This is a genomic window from Micromonospora sp. NBC_00617, from assembly GCF_045161355.1.
Taxonomy (GTDB): Bacteria; Actinomycetota; Actinomycetes; order Mycobacteriales; family Micromonosporaceae; genus Micromonospora.
Genome location: NZ_CP107751.1, coordinates 6,217,360 through 6,237,214 on the forward strand (window position 1 = coordinate 6,217,360; position 19,855 = coordinate 6,237,214).

Genomic DNA, 19,855 nt, shown 5'->3' on the forward strand with positions numbered 1-19,855 from the left:
GGAGCATGTTGGGTGGAAGTTGCGGGCGGCCACAGTCAGGATCGCCCGTCGGACACGCGGCCGGCCCGGGACGGGTCGCGCCGGGACACGGAAGGCGGGCGGCACACATGCGCGCACGTACACGTCTGGCGATGGGCGCCATCGGCGCCGTCGCCGGGGCAGCACTGCTCACCGGGTGTGGTGATGCCGGCTCGTCCGGCACCGACGCCCCCCAGACGAGCGCCTCCGGCGCCGGGTGCGCCCCGGTCGCCGGTCAGCAGCTCATCGCTCTGACGGACGACAAGAAGCTCCAGAACTCCGACAACGTCATTCCGGCGGTCAACAGCAAGGTGGCCAACCCGCAGCTGATCGCCGCGCTGGACAAGGTTTCGGCGGCGCTCGACACCCCGAAGCTGATCCAGCTCAACAAGGCCGTCGACGCCGACCGCAAGACTCCCAAGGTGGCCGCCGAGGAGTTCGCCAGCGCCAACAACATCACCGCGGGCATCGCCAAGGGCCCGGGTGGCGAGATCGTGGTGGGCGCTGGCAACTTCAGCGAGAGTCAGACCCTGGGCGAGCTGTACCGGATCGTGCTCACCGCCGCCGGTTACCAGGTCAAGGTGCAGCAGATCGGCAACCGGGAGCTGTACGAGCCGGCGCTGGAGAAGGGCGAGATCCAGGTCGTCCCGGAGTACGCGTCGACCATGGCCGAGTTCCTCAACACCAAGGCCAACGGCAAGAACGTCCAGCCGGTGTCCTCGCCCGACATCAACACGACGGTGACCAAGCTCAAGGCCGAGGGCGACAAGGTGGGCATCACCTTCGGCACCCCGGCCGCCGCGCAGGACCAGAACGCGTTCGCGGTCACCCAGGAGTTCGCCGACAAGTACGGCGTGCGGACCCTCTCCGAGTTGGCCGCGAAGTGCTCCGGCAGCGCGACGGTGCTGGGCGGTCCGCCGGAGTGCCAGCAGCGTACGTTCTGCAAGCCGGGCCTGGAGAAGACGTACGGGCTCTCGGTGGGCTCGTTCTCCTCGCTGGACCAGGGCGGGCCGCTGACCAAGAACGGGCTGCGTGAGGGCAAGATCAGCGTCGGTCTCGTCTTCTCCTCGAACAGTGCCTTCGCCACCAGCTGAGGTTCCTTCGGGTGTGCCGTGGACGCCCCCTCCCCATCTCGGGGCGGGGGCGTCCGCGCGTCCGGGGACCCGTTCCCTCCGCTGGGGATCGTCGGTAGGCTGCACAGCCATGCCAGCCCCGGTCACCCCCGACGCCCGGCGTCAACCGCTGCTGCTGACCGTGCTCTTCTGGGGCGGCGTGGCCCTGGCCCCGGTGGCGGCGCTGATCCTTCTGGTCGCCGACGGTAACGGCCCGCTGCGCTTCGCGGCGGTGCTCGCCATCGTGGCGGTGGTCCTGATCGGTCTCTCCATCGCGTTGCGCCCCGACGGTGACGATGCCCGGGCCGATGAGCTGCTGGACGAGATCGAGGAGCTGCGTCGGGAGCTGCGCGCCGAGATCGTGGCCGCCGCGCAGCGCGGCAACCAGGCGCTCGACCAGGCGCAGCGAGCCCAGGAGGGGATCGCGGCGGTCCGCCGTCGCCTCGATGCCACCGGAGCGGCCCTCGCCGGCGCCACCCCGCCGGCCGAGTTGGCAGGCGCCGGCCGGGTGCGGGTGCCGGCTGCCGATCCGGTGGACGAGACTCCGCCGGCCCGCAGCCGGGTACCGGTCCCCGGCGATGCCCCGGTCGCCCGGGTTCGGGTGCCCGCTCCGGATGAGGCCGCCGGCTGGGTTCGGGGCCCCGGGCCGGACGAGGTGGCTGGTCGGGTTCGGGCGCCGGCCCCGGACGAGGTCGCCGGTTGGGGTCGCGACGAGCGCGCCGACGAGGAACCGGCGTACCGCCACCGCGCCGCCGCCGACGTGCCCCCCGAGCCACCCGCCGGCGGTGTCTACGGCGCCGAACGGCCTGCGCCCGGGTACGCCGCCGCTCCCCGCCCCCGTGAGCACGACCGCCCCCGTGAGCACGACCGCCCGCGTGAGCACGACCGCCCGCGTGAGCACGACCGCCCGGAGCCGGCGCACCGGCCCGTCGGCGTGGTCCGGCACACCGAGACCGTGCACGTCACCACCCGGCACACCGTCGTCGACGGCGGACCGGCCGAGCCGGCCGGGCGCTACGGCGGCGGGTACGCCGGCCAGTGGACCCCGCCGGCCCAGGAATGGACCCGGGGCGGCGGCACGGAGGGACGCGCCCGGCCGGCCGACCGCTCGTGGCGCGAGCCGGAGAACCCCCGGTCCACGTACGCCGACGACCGGGCTCGCCCAGTCGACGACCGCGCCGGCCCAGTCGACGACCGTGCTCGGCCCGTCGACGACCGGTCCTGGGGTCAGCAGCCCGCTGCCCGGGGTGAGTCCGGTTGGCGGGGCGCACGGGACGGCTCGGGCTCCGACCGGAGCGGGCCCGACCGCGGCGACGAGAAGCCGGGCTGGACGGCTCGCCGCGACGAGCCGGAGTGGACCGGGCAGCGCGACGGGTACGCCCAGGCCGACGAGCCCGCCTGGGGCGGCCGTTCGCCGCGCGACGACCGTGGCTGGTCGGAGCAGGCCGAGCCCGACCACGCCGGTGCGCCGCAGCCCGGGCCCGCCCTGCGCGCGGACGACACCGGCGAGTACTGGTCGCAGCTGCGGGCCGGCGACCGATGGGCGGCCGTCCGGGACGACGAGAACGGCCGGGAGCTGCACGTCGGGGAACGCCGGGCCGAGGTGCACGCCGACGCCACGGGGACCGAGTACCGGCTGGCGGACCGCTGGGCGTCCGTCCGCCACGAGGACCCGCGCCGGCAGGACGACGCGCGCCGGCACGAGGACCCGCGCCGGCAGGACGAGCGCGAGTCGTACCACCGGTCCGAGCCGGGCGGCCGGCCGGCGCTGCCGGTCGGGGGCGTGCCCGTGCCGGACGAGTGGCGCCCGCCGCGCCAGCGCGGTCACGAGCCGGAGCCCGCCCCCGAGCGGGTCGGCCGCCGCCGGGTCGAGGAACGGTACGGCTACCCGCCGCAGGACGACGTTCCGCGTGCCGGCGGCGCCCCGGCCACCGACCGCTGGCGTTGACGCCCCGACCAGCCCCGGTCACTTGTCGATGTCGCCGACCACGAAGAACATCGAGCCGAGGATGGCGATCAGGTCCGGCACGAGGCAGCCCGGGAGCAGGGTGGCCAGCGCCTGCACGTTCGCGTACGAGGCGGTGCGCAGCTTCAACCGCCAGGGGGTCTTCTCGCCCCGCGACACCAGGTAGTAGCCGTTGATGCCGAGCGGGTTCTCCGTCCAGGCGTACGTGTGCCCCTCGGGCGCCTTGAGCACCTTCGGTAGGCGGGTGTTGATCGGCCCGGTCAGCCGGTCCACCCGGTCCAGGCACTGCTCGGCGAGATCCAGCGAGACGTACACCTGGTCGAGCAGCACCTCGAAGCGGGCATGGCAGTCCCCGGCGGTCTTGGTGACCACCGGCACGTCCAGCTCGTCGTACGCCAGATAGGGGTCGTCGCGGCGCAGGTCCAGGTCGAGCCCGGAGGCGCGGGCCACCGGCCCGGACGCGCCGAACGCGGCGGCGTCGGCGGCGGACAGCACGCCCACGCCCACCGTACGGGCGAGGAAGATCTCGTTACGCCGGATCAGGTGGTCGAGGTCGGGCAGCCGTCGACGGACCTCGCCGATCGCCGCGCGGGCCCGCCCGGTCCAGCCGTACGGCACCTCCTCCTTCAGCCCGCCCACCCGGTTGAACATGTAGTGGATCCGGCCGCCGGAGACCTCCTCCATCACCGCCTGGATGGTTTCCCGTTCCCGGAAGGCGTAGAAGACCGGCGTGATGGCCCCGATCTCCAGCGGGTAGGAACCGAGGAACATCAGGTGGTTGAGCACCCGGTTCAGCTCGGCGAGGGCCATCCGCAGCCAGGTGGCCCGCTCCGGCACCTCCATGCCCATCAGGCGTTCCACCGCGAGCACCACACCCAGCTCGTTCGAGAACGCCGAGAGCCAGTCGTGCCGGTTGGCCAGCACGATGATCTGCCGGTAGTCGCGCACCTCGAAGAGCTTCTCCGCGCCTCGGTGCATGTAGCCGACGATCGGTTCACAGGCGATGACCCGCTCGCCGTCGAGCACCAGCTTCAGGCGCAGCACGCCGTGTGTCGAGGGGTGCTGCGGGCCGATGTTGAGCACCATGTCGGTGCCGAGCTGCTGATCGCCGGTGCCGGCGACGAGACCGGCCCCGGTGCCGACGGTCAGTTCACGGAGGGCCCCGGCGTCGGTGGTCATGCCCGTCATCGTGCCACGGCCGGCGGTAGCCCGATGCCGACCGGTTGGTGCAGCCACCAGTGTCCGCCGAGCCCGGCCGGGTCGGTCAGCTCGGCCACCGCCGACGCAGCGGCCAGCGCCCGCACGTAGCCGGGCGGGTCGGTGCCGGCCAGGCTCAGCGGCGGTCGCCCACCGTCGGCCCCGAGCGCCCGCAGCGCCTCGGCCTGCGAGATCAGGGAGTACGCACACCGGGCGACCGCCGCACCGGCGGAGGCGACCGAGTCCATGGCCACGTGCGCGGTCACATCACTCGACCCGTCCGGCACCGGAGGCACCTGCCGCCCACCCCGATACCCGGTCAACGTCCCGTCGACCGGCCGACCCTCCCGCAGATGCCCGTAGTCGACCGCCACCGCCAACCCTCGGCTGATCTGTAGCACCGCGTCGGCCCAAGCCTCATCTCTGCTTCGGCCGATCTCGGCTCGTAGGTAGTCACTGTTTGGGGTTTCCGGGCAGCCCGGCCGGCTCCGGGCGGTCAAGCTTGATCCCTCCGCCGGCCGGGCTGCCCGGAAACCCGACTCGCCCCGGCTGGTCGCGTCGGTCCAGGTCAACGCCAGATCTGGGTCGCTGTCCGCACCTGGGGAGGTCGAAGGCGCGGGCCACCATTTCCTCAGCCAATCAAGATCAGCAGCGTTGACCAGTTCACCAACTGTCTCGACGCCGCTCTCGGGGTCGACCAGTACATATCGCCAGCCATCGGCGGTGTGCACTGCCACGTCCAACGGCACGTTGTCCAACCACTCGGTAGCCAGCAGCACCCCCGTGATCCCGTTGGGAATCTCGGCCACCCAGTTGATCTCGTCAGGCAGATCTGCGGGGCGGGCCGCGTACTCGACTGCTGTGAAGCGGATCCGTTCCGCGAGCGACGGACGGACAGTGACCGACGACGGCTCGTGCCGCAAGGAACGGGCGGAAACCCCCACCGCGAGCCCGGCGAGAGACCGCAGCAGCTCACCTCGCCCCGCGCCCACGTCGACCACGTCGAGCCGCGCAGGGTGGCCGAGAGCTGCGTCGACCTGCGAGACAAGGCGCAGCAGCGCGGCGGCGAACGCTGGGGAGGCGTGCACGCTGGTCCGGAAGTGGTCGGCCGGTCCAGCGCCGGCCACGAAGAAGCCGTCCGGCCCGTAGAGGGCGTGGCTCATCGCGTCCCGCCACGGGATCGACATCAGCTCACTCCGGGTTCAGGAGGCGTCACCGTGTCGACCCTACGGCCACCCGGACGACGACCCGTTCGAGGTGGTCGTCGCCGCCTTCCGCCGGGTGGCGGAGGAGATCTTCGCCGACCGCCTCGAACTGGTCCGGGCGCGACAGGCCATCATCGAGAGCAGCCCGGAGCCGCAAGAGCGTGAGCGGCGGAAGACGGGCTCGCTGGTGGCCGCGGTCACTGAGCCCGACCGGTCAGCGCGAAGACCCTTGCTTCGGCGGTGAACGTTTTCACACATCCTGTCTCGGCTCTGTGGCGCGGGCGCATACTTGCGATCGACCGGTACCCCTTCTCGAGGACTGGATCGTCGTCATGAGCGCACCGCTGCGCCCGCGTCCGGCCGCCCAGCTTGGGCCTGCCGCACCGCGGGATTCCGCCGTCACCGGCGCCCCAACGTCCCGTCTGCTCACGGTCGGCGTCGTCGGCGCCGGTCGGGTCGGTGCCGTCCTGGGGGCCGCGCTCGCCGCCGCCGGGCACCGGGTGGTGGCTGTGGCGGGTAACTCCGGGACCAGCCGCGCACGGCTCGCCCTGCTGCTGCCCGAGGTGCACCGCCGTCCGGTCCCCGCCGTCGCGCGCGCCGCCGCCGACCTGCTGCTGATCGCGGTGCCGGACGACGCGCTGGCCGGAGTGGTCGCCGACCTCGTCGACCGGGGTGCCCTGCACCCGGGCCAGGTGGTCGCGCACACCTCGGGCGCGCACGGTCTCGCCGTGCTGGCGCCGGCCGCCGCGGTCGGCGCCCGGCCGCTGGCCCTGCACCCCGCCATGACCTTCACCGGTACGCCGGACGACCTGCCCCGGCTGGCCGGCATCTCGTACGGGGTGACGGCCTCGGCGGACCTGCGCCCGCTGGCCGCCCGGCTGGTCACCGACCTCGGTGGCGTCCCCGAGTGGGTGGCCGAGGCGGACCGCCCGCTGTACCACGCGGCGCTCGCGCACGGCGCGAACCACCTGGTGACCCTGGTGAACGAGGCGACCGACCGGCTGCGGGACGCCGGCGTGGCTCGTCCGGAGAAGGTGCTCGCCCCTCTGCTGCGGGCCGCCCTGGAGAACGCGTTGCGCCTCGGCGACGACGCGCTGACCGGGCCGGTGTCCCGGGGCGACGCGGGCACGGTCGAGCGACACCTGGCCCGGCTGGCCGCCACCGCGCCGGAGTCGGTCCCCGCGTACCTGGCGCTGGCCCGGCGTACCGCCGACCGGGCGATCGCCGCGGGCCGTCTGCGACCGGTGGACGCCCAGCCGCTGCTCGGTGTGCTTGCCGGGACGAGCCGGGAGGTCGCGGCATGACGCAGCTTGTCCACACGCGCGCCGAGTTGGCCGAGGCCCGGGCCGCGGTGCAGGGCACCGTCGGCGTGGTGATGACCATGGGCGCCCTGCACTCCGGGCACGAGACGCTGCTGCGCGCGGCCCGGGAGCAGGCCGACCACGTGCTGGTGACGATCTTCGTGAATCCGCTGCAGTTCGGGCCGAACGAGGACTTCGATCGCTATCCGCGCACCCTCGACGCCGACCTGGAGGTGTGCCGGCGGGCCGGCGCCGACCTCGTCTTCGCGCCGTCGGTGGCCGACATGTATCCGGACGGCCAGCCCCGGGTGCGCCTCGACCCGGGTCCGCTGGGCGGGGAGCTGGAGGGCGCGAGCCGCCCCGGCTTCTTCCACGGGGTGCTCACCGTGGTCCTGAAGCTGCTCCAACTCACGCGTCCTGACCTGGCCTTCTTCGGTGAGAAGGACTATCAGCAGCTCACCCTGGTGCGGCGGATGGCGCGGGACCTGGACGTCCCGGTCGAGGTGATCGGCGTACCGACCGTCCGGGAGTCGGACGGGTTGGCGCTGTCCAGCCGCAACCGCTACCTGAGCGAGCCCGAGCGGGCGGCGGCGCTGAGCCTGTCCGCCGCGCTGCGGGCCGGGTCCCGGGCCGCCGCCGATGGACTGGACGCGGGGGAGGTGCTGTCCGCCGCGCACGCCGCGTTCGGCGCCGGTACGCCCGGCGCTCAGCTCGACTACCTGGTGCTCACCGACCCCGAACTGGAGCCGGGGCCGGTGAGCGGGCCGGCCCGGCTGGTGATCGCCGCCTGGGTCGGCGCCACCCGGCTGATCGACAACGCGGCGATCCACCTCGCCCCTCGTCCCTGACCCGGCCGCACCCCACCATCACTCTTTTCGCGAAAGGCGAGCCCGATGCTGCGGACCATGCTCAAGTCGAAGATCCACCGGGCCACCGTGACCCAGGCCGACCTGCACTACATCGGTTCGGTGACGGTGGACGAGGACCTGCTCGACGCCGCCGACCTGCTCCCCGGGGAGCAGGTCGCGATCGTGGACATCACCAACGGCGCCCGGCTGGAGACGTACGTCATCCCGGGTGAGCGGGGCAGCGGCGTGATCGGCATCAACGGGGCCGCCGCGCACCTCGTGCACCCCGGTGACCTGGTCATCCTGATCTCGTACGGGCAGATGGACGACGCCGAGGCCCGGTCGTACCGACCGCGGGTGGTGCACGTCGACACCGACAACCGGATCGTCGAGCTGGGGGCCAACCCGGCGGCGGCGGCCCCGGGCACGGCCGGCGACCCGGTGCCGAGCCCGTTCGCCGTGTCCGGAGTCTGATCTCGCGCGAGCCGATTCCGGTCTGTCACCGGAAGGTCATTTGCGGTTACCCTGGGCACGCTGGCGGAAGCCGGTAGGTGGCTGGGGGAGGCCGCGATGCGCCGTGCCATGACGACCCTGTTCGCCACTGCCGTCACGGCAGTGTTGTTGGTCGGCTGCGCCGGGTCCGGTGGTCTGGACGGTGACCTGACCGACGACTGGGCGGCGCTGCCATCGGCCACGGCGTTCACGCCGACCGTCGGCGTGTGTCAGGCCGCCGACTTCGTCGAGGTGGTCACGCTGGCCGCCTATCAACCGATGGACTGCGCCGGCCCGCACCGGGTGGAGACCGTGCACGTCGGGGCGTTCCCGCCGGAGCGGGCCGCCGCCCCGGCCAACGGGTCGGTGGAGCTGCGCGGGGCGTTCACGGAGTGCGACACCCGGGCCTCGGCCTACGTGGGCGACGACTGGCGGGCCGGGCGACTGCGGCTGTCGGTGGCGCTGCCCTCCGGGCCGGGCTGGGCAGCCGGTTCCCGCTGGTACCGGTGCGATTTGACCGAGCTGACGACGGTCGAGGCGGCGGCCACGGTGGTGGTCCGGTCGGGCAGCCTGCGGGACGCGTTGAAGGGGGCCTCCGGGCTGCGGTTGGGCTGCCAGCAGACCCGCGCCGGGGCGGGCCGGGGCGTGCAGACGCTGGTCCCGGTGGAGTGCGGCGGTCGGCACGACGCCGAGTTCGTCGGGGTGTGGCGTGCGCCGGACCGGCCGTACCCGGCCAAGGATGCCGACTGGGCACCGCTCTACACCGGCTGCCGCAACGTCCTTGGCCGCTATGTCGGCGTACCGGACGACTCCGACCTGCGGTTCCGCAGCGGGGTGGTGGTGCGCCCGCCGGGTGCGGGGCGTTGGCGGGTCGGTGACCGGGGGGTCCGCTGTTACCTGTGGCTGAGCGACCGTACGGTGACCGCGTCGTTGAAGGGCGCGGGCCCGGCCGGCCTGCCGGTGCGGACGAAGTGACCGGCGCGGCACGCTCCTGGCCGGACGGGGTAGCCCAAACCACTCGTTGAGCCCCGGCCTCCCCCGGCGAGGACCCTTCGGGTTGACTGGTGGGATGGACGTACCGACGGTCGATCTGCCGGCCCTGCCCAGACTGCTGGCCGCGCCCGAGCCCGGTTGGGTGGAGACCACCGACGTGATCGTGGTGGGGTCCGGGGTCGCGGGGCTGACCGCCGCGTTGCACCTGCGGGAGGCGGGCCTGCACGTCACAGTCGTCACCAAGGTCAACATTGACGACGGCTCGACCCGGTGGGCGCAGGGCGGCATCGCCGCCGTGCTCGACCCGACGGACACCCCCGCAGCGCACGCCCGGGACACCGAGATCGCCGGGGTGGGGCTCTGCGACCCCGCGGCGGTCCGGGTGCTCGTCGAGGAGGGGCCGACCCGGCTGCGCGAGCTGATGCGGATCGGCGCCGAGTTCGATCGCCACCCCGACGGCTCGCTGATGCTGACCCGGGAGGGTGGGCACCGCGCGGACCGGATCGTGCACGCGGGCGGGGACGCCACCGGCGCCGAGGTGCAGCGGGCCCTGCACGCCGCTGTGCAGCGCGACCCGTGGATCCGGCTGGTCGAGCACGCCCTGGTGCTGGACCTGCTGCGGGCGCCCGGCGACGGCCCAGACGGGCTCGGTCCGGCCTGCGGGATCACCCTGCACGTGCTCGGTGAGGGCAGCGAGGACGGCGTCGGCGCGCTGCTGGCCCGGGCGGTGGTGCTGGCCACCGGCGGGATGGGCCAGATCTTCGCGGCCACCACCAACCCGGCGGTCTCCACCGGCGACGGGGTGGCGCTGGCGATGCGGGCCGGCGCGGCGGTGACCGACGTGGAGTTCGTCCAGTTCCACCCGACCGCCCTGATCACCCCGCCCGGCGCGGGGGTGCCCGGCGCCGGGCACGCCCAGCAGCCGCTGGTCTCCGAGGCGCTGCGCGGCGAGGGCGCGTACCTGGTGGACTCCGACGGCAAGCGGTTCATGGTGGGCCAGCACGAGCTGGCCGAGTTGGCCCCCCGGGACGTGGTGGCCAAGGGCATCCACCGGGTGCTGCTGGCCACCGGCGCGGACCAGGTCTTCCTCGACGCCCGCCATCTCGGCGGCGACTTCCTAACCGGGCGGTTCCCGACCATCGTGGCGTCCTGCCTGGCGATCGGCGTGGATCCGGCGACCGATCTGATCCCGGTCGCCCCGGCCGCGCACTACGCCTCCGGCGGCGTCCGCACCGACCTGCGCGGCCGCACGTCGATCCCCGGCCTGTACGCCTGTGGCGAGGTCGCCTGCACTGGCGTGCACGGCGCGAACCGGCTGGCCAGCAACTCGCTGCTGGAGGGGCTGGTGTTCTCCCGACGGATCGCCGACGACATTGCGGCCGGTCTGCCCGAGCAGGCCCAGCCGGCGGACGTCGGCGCGTGGCGCGGTGGTGCGGGCTGGGTCGTGCCGGCCGGGGTGACGCCGACGCTCCAGCGGGCGATGACCCGGGGGGCCGGGGTGCTCCGGTCCGCGGCGACGCTGGCGGAGACGGCGGGGACGCTGACCGAGCTGGGCGCGGCCCGGGGCCGACCGCGGACCGCTGACTGGGAGGCGACCAACCTGCTCACGGTGGCGTCGACGTTGGTCGCGGCCGCGTACGCCCGCGGTGAGACCCGGGGCTGCCACTGGCGGGAGGACTTCCCGACGGCCGACGAACGGTGGCTGGGCCACCTGGTCGGGTCGGTCGGGGCGCAGGGCCGGGTGACGGAGCAGTGGGAGGGGAGTGCACAGTGAGCGCGAGGAGTGAGCCGGTTCTGCGAGCCCCGCAGTCGCGAACGAAGGTGGCATTGACGGGGTCGACAGAGGCGGCGTTGCAGGCGGCCGGGCTGGACCCGGATCAGGTGCGGCGGGTGATCGAGGGCGCGCTGGTCGAGGATCTGGGACCGGATTTCCTCGACGTCACCAGCGTGGCCACCATCGGAGCGGAGCAGACTGACACCGCCGATCTGGTGGCCCGCGCCGACGGCGTGGTTGCCGGGCTGGCCGTGGCCGCCGCCGTGTTCGAGCTGGTGGGCGAGGTGACCGGCTTCGGTCGTACCGTCGAGGTGTCGGAGCTGGTCCGCGACGGTGAGCGGGTGGCCCGCGGCGACGTGCTGGCGACGGTGACCGGCCCGACCCGGCTGCTGCTGACGGCCGAGCGGACGGCGCTCAACCTGCTCTGCCGGATGTCCGGGGTGGCCACCCACACGCGTGCCTGGGCGGACGCCCTGGCCGGCACGAAGGCGATGGTGCTGGACACCCGCAAGACGACGCCGGGCCTGCGGGCGCTGGAGAAGTACGCGGTGCGGGCCGGCGGTGGCACCAACAAGCGGATGGGCCTCTACGACGTGGCCATGATCAAGGACAACCACAAGCTGGCGGCCGGGGGCATCACGGCGGCGTACCGGCGGGTCCGGGAGGCGTTCCCGGAGGTCCCGGTGCAGGTCGAGGTGACCACGGTCGCCGAGGCGGTGGAGGCGGTGGAGGCGGGGTCCGACTTCCTGCTCTGCGACAACATGGCGCCGGAGGTGCTGGCCGAGGCGGTGGCCGCGGTGGGCGACCGGGCGGAGCTGGAGGCGACCGGCGGGCTGACCCTGGAGGTGGCCGCCCGGTACGCGGCCACCGGCGTCGACTTCCTCTCGGTGGGCGCGTTGACCCATTCGTCGCCGATCCTGGACATCGCGCTGGACCTGCGCACCGAGTAGTTGTCTAGGCTGCGACAGTGCTGCTCTGCATCGACATCGGAAACACCAACACCGTGCTGGCGACCTTCGACGGCGACAAGCTGGTGCACTCCTGGCGGATCAAGACCGATGCCCGCTCGACGGCGGACGAGCTGGGCCTGATGTTCCGGGGCCTGCTCGCCGGGGACAACGTCGAGATCACCGGCGTGGCCGCCTGCTCCACGGTGCCGGCCGCGCTGCGGTCGCTGCGGACCATGCTCGGCCGCTACTACGCCGACCTGCCGAGCCTGATCGTCGAGCCGGGCGTGCGGACCGGGGTGCAGTTGGCGATCGACAATCCGAAGGAGGTGGGCGCCGACCGGGTGGTGAACACGCTGGCCGCGTTCACCCTCTACGGCGGGCCGTCGATCGTGGTGGACTTCGGCACGACCACCAACTTCGACGTGATCAGCGGCCGGGGCGAGTTCCTGGGTGGGGCGTTCGCCCCGGGGATCGAGATCTCCTTCGACGCGCTGGCCGCCCGGGCCGCCCAGCTACGCAAGGTCGAGGCGACCAAGCCCCGCTCGGTGATCGGCAAGAACACCGTGGAGTGCCTCCAGGCCGGTCTCTACTTCGGGTTCGCCGGGCAGGTGGACCGGATCGTCGAGCGGATGACCGAGGAGTTGGGCGAGGTGAAGGCGGTGATCGCCACCGGCGGCCTCGCCTCCCTGGTGATCAACGAGTGCAGCACCATCACCCACCACGAGCCGATGATCACGCTGATCGGCCTGCGGATGGTCTACGACCGCAACCTGTGAACCCCGACCTCCGTGCGGGCGTTCAGTGCCGCCGGGCCCGCAGCACGATCGTCCGGTACGGCAGGTCGACGGTTTTCCGCCCGGCCAGCTCGGGATGGCCCGCGAACAGGTCGCGCAGTTCCCGGTCGATGCGCGCCCGCCGCTCGGGTGGGGCGGTGAGCCAGTACGAACGGGTGTGCAGCATCGCGATCACCTCGTCGGGTGTGAGCGTCGTGTGGTGCGTGAACTCGCCCAGCTCGACAGGTGTGAACGCGGAGCCGAAGTCCTCGTACCGTCCGACGACGTCGCCGGCGTTGTCACCGAGGTGGGCGATCCGACCCAGCTCGGCCACCCATGCGACCCGTTCGTCCCGCATGTTCCAGATCGGGGCGAACGTCCCGCCCGGCCGCAGCACCCGTGCGATCTCGGCGTGCGCCAACTCCCGGTCGAACCAGTGGTACGCCTGCCCCACCACGACGGCGTCGGCGACCCGGTCCGGCAGCGGCACCGACTCGGCGCCGCCGGCCAGCGCGGTGACGCCGGGGGTGGCGGCGTCCAGTTGGGCGCGCATCTTGGGGTCCGGCTCCACCGAGGTCACCCGGTGGCCGAGGGCGAGCACTCCCCGGGTGAGGATGCCGGTGCCGGCGCCCAGGTCGACGACCTGGGCGGAATCGCCCAGCCCGTCGAGCGCCCACCGCACGGCCGCCACCGGATAGCGGGGCCGGAACCGGTCGTAGTCGGCCGCCGCGACGCCGAACGAGAGGGCCTGAGTGTGATCCGCCATGGCGGGCAGGTTATCCGGTAACGACCACCTGAGGGCTTGAGTACGCTCGGGCCTGACCCCCCGTAGTCTTCGTGACGAGGAAGCGTGCCGTGACCGAGCAGAACGCCGTGCCAGTGGACCCCGCCGACGACCTTCCCGAGCAGATGAAGGTCCGCCGGGAGAAGCGGGACCGGATGCTCGCCGAGGGCGTCGAGCCGTACCCGATCGGCTTCCCCCGGACCAGCACGCTCGCCGAGATCCGCGCGAAGTACGCGGAGCTGCCCACCGACACCGCCACCGGCGACCAGGTCTCGGTCACCGGCCGGGTGATCTTCGTACGCAACACCGGCAAGCTCTGCTTCGCCACCCTGCGCGACGGCGACGGCACCGAGTTGCAGGCCATGCTCTCGCTGGACCGGGTCGGTCCGGAGCGGCTGGAGGCGTGGAAGCGCCTGGTCGACCTGGGCGACCACGTCGGCGTGACCGGTGAGGTGATCACCAGCCGCCGGGGTGAGCTGTCCGTGCTCGCGCAGCGGTGGGAGATGACGGCCAAGGCCCTGCGGCCGCTGCCGGTGGCCCACAAGCCGCTCTCCGAGGAGGCCCGGGTCCGGCAGCGCTACGTCGATCTGATCGTCCGGCCGCAGGCCCGGCAGATGGTCCGCACCCGGGCGGCGGCGGTGCGCAGCCTGCGCGATTCACTGCACGGCCAAGGCTTCATCGAGGTGGAAACGCCGATGCTGCAACTCCTGCACGGTGGCGCGGCGGCCCGACCCTTCGTGACCCACAGCAATGCGTTGAGCACCGATCTGTATCTGCGAATCGCTCCGGAACTGTTTCTGAAGCGCGCGGTCGTTGGTGGTGTGGACCGCGTCTTCGAGATCAACCGCAACTTCCGTAATGAGGGCGTCGACTCCTCGCACTCACCGGAGTTCGCGATGCTGGAGACGTACCAGGCGTACGGCGACTACGACACGATGGCCGAGTTGACCCGCAATCTCGTGCAACAGGCGGCGATCGCGGTCAGCGGGTCGACGGTGGTGACCCATGCCGACGGGCGGGAGTTCGACCTGGGCGGCGAGTGGCGATCGGTGACCCTGTTCGGGGCCCTTTCCGAGGCACTCGGCGAGGAGGTCACGGTCCGCACCGACCGTTCCCGGCTGGTGGAGTACGCGGACAAGGTGGGATTGGCCGTGGACCCGAAGTGGGGCCCGGGCAAGCTCGCCGAGGAACTGTTCGAGGAACTGGTCGTCCCGGGCCTGCAGGCGCCCACCTTCGTACGCGACTACCCGGAGGAGACCAGCCCGCTGACCCGGGCGCACCGCAGCGAGCCGGGGCTGGCGGAGAAGTGGGACCTCTACGTTCTCGGCTTCGAGCTGGGCACCGCGTACTCCGAGCTGGTCGACCCGGTGGTGCAGCGGGAACGGCTGGTGGCCCAGGCGCAGCTGGCCGCCCGCGGCGACGACGAGGCGATGCGTCTCGACGAGGACTTTCTCCGGGCCATGGAGTACGGAATGCCCCCGGCCGGGGGCATGGGAATGGGAATCGACCGGCTGTTGATGGCCCTGACCGGCCTCGGAATTCGGGAAACGATCCTCTTCCCGTTGGTCCGCCCGGAGTAGTCGTCCGCCGACTGCCAGCGAGTCGTAGCGGCATCCTATTGACGAGGCGAGCAGCACGGGGGTTATTGTGCTCTCGTTAGCAGGAGCGCCCTGCTCGAAAGGAATGTGGGACGTGGCCAAGCAGATCATTCACAAGCTGGTCGATGACCTGGACGGTGGGGACGCTGACGAGACCGTCAAGTTCGCGCTCGACGGCGTTCAGTACGAGATCGACCTGTCCGGTGCCAACGCCGCGAAATTGCGCGACGTATTCGCGCCGTACGTCGGTGCCGGCACCAAGGTGGGTCGTGGTGGCGTGGTGATCGGTGGGCGGGCCGCCCGCGGTCGCGGTGGCGCCACCGCCGACCGGGAGCAGAACAAGGCGATCCGGCAGTGGGCCAAGAGGGAAGGCAAGGACATCTCGGACCGGGGCCGTATCCCGCAGGAGATCGTCGACGAGTACCACGCCAAGCGCTGATCCGTTCAGCTGACCGGTGGCAGTCGCCACCGCAAGGGCGACACCGACGCCGGGCCGGAGCATCCTCCGGGCCGGCGTCGCCGTATCCGCGCCCGGACGGGCCGGTCGGAATGTTTCCCGGCCCGACCGGCGTTGTCCACAGGCAGTGGAGTAACTATCCACAACCTGTGGACAACTTCCCGAAAGGGTCGCCCACCGGGCCTCGGCTCAGCGCTCGCCCTTGCGCGATCCGCCCGCCGAGGGCCCCTGGAGGCCGTCCAAGGCCCTCCCGGGCCCTGCGGAGCCTTCCGTGGGGTCGATCGGATTTCGCTCTGCGCGTAGCGCCAGGGGTACCGGAACACCTCCTGAGCGCGGACGGTTGTGCAAAACGACGTGGAACTGACCCAGACCGGAGAGACACGACCTCAGCTGAGTCGGTCAGCGACGATAGAGTAAGGAGGCACGGACGCCCGTCCCGGACGTTCGTGCACCGGCCCCGCCAAGATCTTGACCATCAAGGCGCACGGCATGTGAGGAGCACGAGGGCATGTTCGAGCGGTTCACCGACCGAGCGCGACGGGTTGTCGTCCTGGCCCAAGAAGAGGCCCGGATGCTCAACCACAACTACATCGGTACGGAACACATCCTGCTGGGCCTGATCCACGAAGGTGAAGGCGTCGCGGCAAAGGCCCTGGAGAGCCTCGGCATCTCCCTGGAGGGCGTCCGCCAGCAGGTCGAGGAGATCATCGGCCAGGGCCAGCAGGCGCCGAGCGGGCACATCCCGTTCACGCCGCGGGCCAAGAAGGTGCTGGAGCTGTCGCTGCGCGAGGCGCTGCAGCTCGGCCACAACTACATCGGCACGGAGCACATCCTGCTCGGTCTGATCCGCGAGGGCGAGGGCGTCGCCGCCCAGGTGCTGGTCAAGCTCGGCGCCGACCTCAACCGGGTCCGCCAGCAGGTGATCCAGCTGCTCTCGGGCTACCAGGGCAAGGAGCCTGCCGCGGCGGGTGCCGCGCCGGGTGAGGCCGCGCCGTCGACCAGCCTCGTGCTGGACCAGTTCGGCCGCAACCTGACCCAGGCCGCCCGCGAGGGCAAGCTCGACCCGGTCATCGGGCGCGAGAAGGAAATCGAGCGGGTCATGCAGGTGCTCTCCCGCCGTACCAAGAACAACCCGGTCCTGATCGGTGAGCCCGGCGTCGGTAAGACCGCCGTGGTGGAGGGGCTGTCCCAGAAGATCATCAAGGGCGAGGTGCCCGAGACTCTCAAGGACAAGCAGCTCTACACCCTCGACCTCGGTGCGCTGGTGGCTGGTTCCCGCTACCGCGGTGACTTCGAGGAGCGCCTCAAGAAGGTGCTCAAGGAGATCCGCACCCGCGGCGACATCATCCTGTTCATCGACGAGATCCACACCCTGGTGGGTGCGGGTGCCGCCGAGGGCGCGATCGACGCCGCGAGCATCCTCAAGCCGATGCTGGCCCGTGGTGAGCTGCAGACCATCGGCGCCACCACCCTTGACGAATACCGCAAGCACCTGGAGAAGGACGCCGCTCTCGAGCGCCGGTTCCAGCCGATCCAGGTGGGTGAGCCGTCGCTGGCCCACACCATCGAGATCCTCAAGGGCCTGCGGGACCGCTACGAGGCCCACCACCGCGTCTCGATCACGGACGCAGCCCTGGTGGCTGCCGCAACTCTGGCCGATAGGTACATCTCCGACCGCTTCCTGCCGGACAAGGCGATCGACCTGATCGACGAGGCCGGCGCCCGGATGCGGATCCGTCGGATGACCGCGCCGCCAGACCTGCGTGACTTCGACGAGCGCATCGCCCAGGTGCGTCGCGACAAGGAGTCCGCGATCGACGCGCAGGACTTCGAGCGCGCCGCCCAGCTGCGCGACAAGGAGAAGCAGCTCCTCGGCCAGAAGGCTCAGCGGGAGAAGGAGTGGAAGGCAGGTGACCTGGACGTCGTCAGCGAGGTTGACGACGAGCAGATCGCCGAGGTGCTCGGCAACTGGACCGGCATCCCGGTCTACAAGCTGACCGAGGAGGAGACCTCGCGCCTGCTGCGCATGGAGGACGAGCTGCACAAGCGCGTCATCGGCCAGGAGGACGCGGTCAAGGCGGTCTCGAAGGCGATCCGGCGTACCCGGGCCGGCCTGAAGGACCCGAAGCGCCCGTCGGGCTCGTTCATCTTCGCCGGCCCGTCCGGTGTCGGTAAGACCGAGCTGTCCAAGGCGCTCGCCGAGTTCCTGTTCGGCAGCGAGGATGCCCTCATCCAGCTGGACATGTCCGAGTTCCACGACCGTTACACGGTCTCCCGGCTCGTTGGTGCCCCTCCCGGCTACGTCGGCTACGACGAGGGCGGGCAGCTGACCGAGAAGGTGCGGCGTCGGCCGTTCTCGGTGGTCCTCTTCGACGAGATCGAGAAGGCCCACCCGGACGTGTTCAACACGCTCCTGCAGATCCTCGAAGACGGTCGGCTCACCGACGGTCAGGGTCGGATCGTGGACTTCAAGAACACGGTCATCATCCTGACCACCAACCTGGGCACCCGGGACGTCGCCAAGGCGGTGTCGCTCGGCTTCCAGCAGTCGGAGGACTCCGAGTCCAACTACGACCGGATGAAGCAGAAGGTCAACGACGAGCTCAAGCAGCACTTCCGGCCTGAGTTCCTCAACCGGATCGACGACACCATCGTCTTCCACCAGCTGCGCCAGACCGAGATCCTCTCGATCGTGGACATCATGATCCGGCGGATCGAGGGCCAGCTGCACAACAAGGACATGGGCCTGGAGCTGACCGACAACGCCAAGAAGTACCTGGCGGCGAAGGGCTTCGACCCGGTGCTCGGTGCACGTCCGCTTCGTCGCACGATCCAGCGCGACATCGAGGACAACCTCTCCGAGCGGATCTTGTTCAACGAGCTGACCCCGGGTCAGATCGTCGTGGTCGACTGCGAGGGCGACCCGAACGACATCGACAAGTCCAAGCTCGTCTTCCACGGCGCGGACAAGCCGGTCGAGGTTCCGGACGCCGTCCCCGCCGACCTCGGTGGCACCGCCGCCGGCACCGCCGCGGCGGGTGCCGACGAGTAGCACGATCAGCAGCAAGGGGCGGGGCCCCGGTGGCGCAAGCCACCGGGGCCCCGCCTTTTTCGTCCCACCGCACGACACTCCCGTGGCCCCGGGTCGGCCGCACGCGCCGCCAGCACGCGCCGCCAGCACGCGCCGCCAGCACGCGCCGCAGCACGCGCCGCCAGCACTGCTGCGGCGTCACCGGCGGCTTCGCGCCGACAAGATCGCGCAACATCCTGGTTGTAGTGGTATCCGGCGTACCCGACACCACTACATCGAGGATCGAGCGCGATCTTGGCGTCGGCGCAGGCCGGCTATGGGCGGCGGCCGGCGGGCTGGGAGGCCGGGCGGGTCGGGCGAGGTCAGGGGGTCAGGGTGGTGGTGGGCAGGGACGGGCCGTCGCCGGCGAGCCGGAACGAGTCGGTGCCGACCGGTTCCACCAGCCCATCCTGTACGAGGCCGGCCAACGCCCGGGCGCGCTGCACGTCGTCGGTCCAGACCTGGTCGAGGCGCTGGTGCGGGACCGGCCCGGTGGTCTCCCGGAGCACCCCGAGCAGCAGTCCGCGTACCTGCCGGTCGGTGCCCGCGTACCGCTGGGGGCGGCGGGTCGGGCCGGTTGCCAGCTCCTGCCCGGAGGCCCGCCAGGCGCAGACCGACTCGACCGGGCAGGCCGTGCAGCGTGGTGACCGGGCCGTGCAAAGCACCGCTCCCAGCTCCATGAACGCGGCGCTGGCCAGCGCCGCGGCGGCGGGCTCCGCCGGCAACAGCTCCTCGGTGGCGACCAGGTCGGCGGGTCGGGTGACCGGTCCGGCGTCCGGTTCACCGGCCACGGCGCGACAGACCACCCGCCGTACGTTGGTGTCGACCACCGGATGCCGCTGCCCGTACGCGAAGGCGGCCACCGCACGCGCCGTGTAGGTGCCCACGCCGGGCAGCGCCAGCAACTGCTCCAGCCGGTCCGGCACCTGACCGCCGTGCCGGTCCACGATCGCGACCGCGCACTCCCGCAATCGGACGGCCCGGCGGGGATAGCCGAGGCGCCCCCACATGCGGATCGCCTCGGCCGGGGTGTCGGCCGCCAGCGTGACCGGGTCGGGCCAGCGGGCCAGCCAGGCGTGCCAGGCCGGCACCACGCGGACGACCGGGGTCTGCTGGAGCATGACCTCGCTGACCAGGATGGCCCACGGGCTGACCCCGGGTTCCCGCCACGGCAGGTCACGGGCGTGCTGCTGGAACCACCGGCTGACCAGGGTGGCGAAATCGGGTTGAGTCATGGCGCCGTCGATGATGTCACGCGGTCCGGTCCCGCTGGGTGGGCGGCTCGGGCGGGGTGTCGCGGTGGCGATGGGCGGATCG

General features: G+C 72.0%; 16 protein-coding genes. 12 read left to right on the forward strand and 4 right to left on the reverse strand.

Features of this window, described 5'->3' with window-relative positions; translation table 11 throughout:
• Nucleotides 1–131: 131 nt before the first annotated feature.
• Together OG505_RS28790 and OG505_RS28795 are read left to right on the forward strand one after the other, a co-directional pair.
• Nucleotides 132–1,112 carry a glycine betaine ABC transporter substrate-binding protein gene (locus OG505_RS28790; RefSeq protein WP_405429169.1) on the forward strand — a complete coding sequence of 327 codons (981 nt, stop codon included), beginning with the start codon at nt 132–134 and terminating at the stop codon, nt 1,110–1,112.
• 109 nt (nt 1,113–1,221) lie between these two features.
• Entirely contained in the window at nt 1,222–3,078 is a 1,857-nt protein-coding gene (locus OG505_RS28795; protein ID WP_405429170.1) for a hypothetical protein, read from the forward strand.
• An 18-nt stretch (nt 3,079–3,096) separates the two neighbouring features.
• Here the strand turns inward: OG505_RS28795 and OG505_RS28800 are convergent, their stop codons facing one another.
• Nucleotides 3,097–4,284 (reverse strand): NADH-quinone oxidoreductase subunit D, encoded by a 1,188-nt coding sequence (locus OG505_RS28800; RefSeq protein ID WP_007466075.1) that lies wholly within the window; start codon nt 4,282–4,284, stop codon nt 3,097–3,099.
• Nucleotides 4,281–5,480, reverse strand: a complete 1,200-nt coding sequence (locus OG505_RS28805; RefSeq protein WP_405429171.1) for an SAM-dependent methyltransferase — start codon at nt 5,478–5,480, stop codon at nt 4,281–4,283. Before OG505_RS28805 ends, OG505_RS28800 begins: the two co-directional genes overlap by 4 nt.
• 350 nt (nt 5,481–5,830) lie before the next feature.
• On the opposite strand from OG505_RS28805, the gene OG505_RS28810 reads away from it, so the two are divergent.
• From OG505_RS28810 to OG505_RS28840, 7 genes are all read left to right on the forward strand, one after another.
• Nucleotides 5,831–6,802, forward strand: a complete 972-nt coding sequence (locus OG505_RS28810) for a Rossmann-like and DUF2520 domain-containing protein (RefSeq protein ID WP_405429172.1) — start codon at nt 5,831–5,833, stop codon at nt 6,800–6,802.
• Complete coding sequence (panC, locus tag OG505_RS28815) at nt 6,799–7,647, forward strand: pantoate--beta-alanine ligase (protein ID WP_405429173.1); 849 nt, start codon at nt 6,799–6,801, stop codon at nt 7,645–7,647. The genes OG505_RS28810 and panC overlap by 4 nt, the downstream gene beginning before the upstream one ends.
• A gap of 45 nt (nt 7,648–7,692) precedes the next feature.
• Nucleotides 7,693–8,121, forward strand: a complete 429-nt coding sequence (gene panD, locus OG505_RS28820; RefSeq protein WP_405429174.1) for an aspartate 1-decarboxylase — start codon at nt 7,693–7,695, stop codon at nt 8,119–8,121.
• Between the two features lie 96 nt (nt 8,122–8,217).
• Nucleotides 8,218–9,114 carry a septum formation family protein gene (locus OG505_RS28825; RefSeq protein WP_405429175.1) on the forward strand — a complete coding sequence of 299 codons (897 nt, stop codon included), beginning with the start codon at nt 8,218–8,220 and terminating at the stop codon, nt 9,112–9,114.
• A gap of 94 nt (nt 9,115–9,208) precedes the next feature.
• On the forward strand, nt 9,209–10,906 hold the full coding sequence (locus OG505_RS28830) for an L-aspartate oxidase (protein ID WP_405429176.1): 1,698 nt from the start codon (nt 9,209–9,211) through the stop codon (nt 10,904–10,906).
• A 53-nt stretch (nt 10,907–10,959) separates the two neighbouring features.
• Nucleotides 10,960–11,856, forward strand: a complete 897-nt coding sequence (gene nadC / locus OG505_RS28835) for a carboxylating nicotinate-nucleotide diphosphorylase (protein WP_405429177.1) — start codon at nt 10,960–10,962, stop codon at nt 11,854–11,856.
• Between the two features lie 17 nt (nt 11,857–11,873).
• On the forward strand, nt 11,874–12,632 hold the full coding sequence (locus tag OG505_RS28840; protein ID WP_405429178.1) for a type III pantothenate kinase: 759 nt from the start codon (nt 11,874–11,876) through the stop codon (nt 12,630–12,632).
• A gap of 22 nt (nt 12,633–12,654) precedes the next feature.
• Here OG505_RS28840 and OG505_RS28845 read toward each other — a convergent pair whose 3' ends face one another.
• Nucleotides 12,655–13,395, reverse strand: a complete 741-nt coding sequence (locus tag OG505_RS28845) for a class I SAM-dependent methyltransferase (RefSeq protein ID WP_405429179.1) — start codon at nt 13,393–13,395, stop codon at nt 12,655–12,657.
• Nucleotides 13,396–13,484: 89 nt separating this feature from the next.
• Here OG505_RS28845 and lysS point away from each other — a divergent pair, with 89 nt between their 5' ends.
• The 3 genes from lysS (at nt 13,485) to OG505_RS28860 (ending at nt 18,520) form a co-directional block, all read left to right on the forward strand.
• Nucleotides 13,485–14,993, forward strand: a complete 1,509-nt coding sequence (gene lysS / locus OG505_RS28850; RefSeq protein ID WP_405429180.1) for a lysine--tRNA ligase — start codon at nt 13,485–13,487, stop codon at nt 14,991–14,993.
• Between the two features lie 112 nt (nt 14,994–15,105).
• Nucleotides 15,106–15,450 (forward strand): Lsr2 family protein, encoded by a 345-nt coding sequence (locus tag OG505_RS28855; RefSeq protein WP_405429181.1) that lies wholly within the window; start codon nt 15,106–15,108, stop codon nt 15,448–15,450.
• A gap of 526 nt (nt 15,451–15,976) precedes the next feature.
• Entirely contained in the window at nt 15,977–18,520 is a 2,544-nt protein-coding gene (locus OG505_RS28860) for an ATP-dependent Clp protease ATP-binding subunit (protein ID WP_405429182.1), read from the forward strand.
• Between the two features lie 341 nt (nt 18,521–18,861).
• On the opposite strand, the gene OG505_RS28865 is transcribed toward OG505_RS28860, so the two are convergent.
• Nucleotides 18,862–19,773 carry an A/G-specific adenine glycosylase gene (locus OG505_RS28865; protein WP_405429183.1) on the reverse strand — a complete coding sequence of 304 codons (912 nt, stop codon included), beginning with the start codon at nt 19,771–19,773 and terminating at the stop codon, nt 18,862–18,864.
• Nucleotides 19,774–19,855 lie beyond the last annotated feature (82 nt).

Bases quoted from the DNA above. Each gene is read 5' to 3' on its own strand.
- OG505_RS28790 (WP_405429169.1), top strand. From the start codon at position 132: ATGGGCGCCATCGGCGCCGTCGCCGGGGCAGCACTGCTCACCGGGTGT.
- OG505_RS28795 (WP_405429170.1), top strand. From the start codon at position 1,222: ATGCCAGCCCCGGTCACCCCCGACGCCCGGCGTCAACCGCTGCTGCTG.
- OG505_RS28800 (WP_007466075.1), bottom strand. From the start codon at position 4,284: ATGACGGGCATGACCACCGACGCCGGGGCCCTCCGTGAACTGACCGTC.
- OG505_RS28805 (WP_405429171.1), bottom strand. From the start codon at position 5,480: ATGTCGATCCCGTGGCGGGACGCGATGAGCCACGCCCTCTACGGGCCG.
- OG505_RS28810 (WP_405429172.1), top strand. From the start codon at position 5,831: ATGAGCGCACCGCTGCGCCCGCGTCCGGCCGCCCAGCTTGGGCCTGCC.
- panC (WP_405429173.1), top strand. From the start codon at position 6,799: ATGACGCAGCTTGTCCACACGCGCGCCGAGTTGGCCGAGGCCCGGGCC.
- panD (WP_405429174.1), top strand. From the start codon at position 7,693: ATGCTGCGGACCATGCTCAAGTCGAAGATCCACCGGGCCACCGTGACC.
- OG505_RS28825 (WP_405429175.1), top strand. From the start codon at position 8,218: ATGCGCCGTGCCATGACGACCCTGTTCGCCACTGCCGTCACGGCAGTG.
- OG505_RS28830 (WP_405429176.1), top strand. From the start codon at position 9,209: ATGGACGTACCGACGGTCGATCTGCCGGCCCTGCCCAGACTGCTGGCC.
- OG505_RS28845 (WP_405429179.1), bottom strand. From the start codon at position 13,395: ATGGCGGATCACACTCAGGCCCTCTCGTTCGGCGTCGCGGCGGCCGAC.
- OG505_RS28860 (WP_405429182.1), top strand. From the start codon at position 15,977: ATGTTCGAGCGGTTCACCGACCGAGCGCGACGGGTTGTCGTCCTGGCC.
- OG505_RS28865 (WP_405429183.1), bottom strand. From the start codon at position 19,773: ATGACTCAACCCGATTTCGCCACCCTGGTCAGCCGGTGGTTCCAGCAG.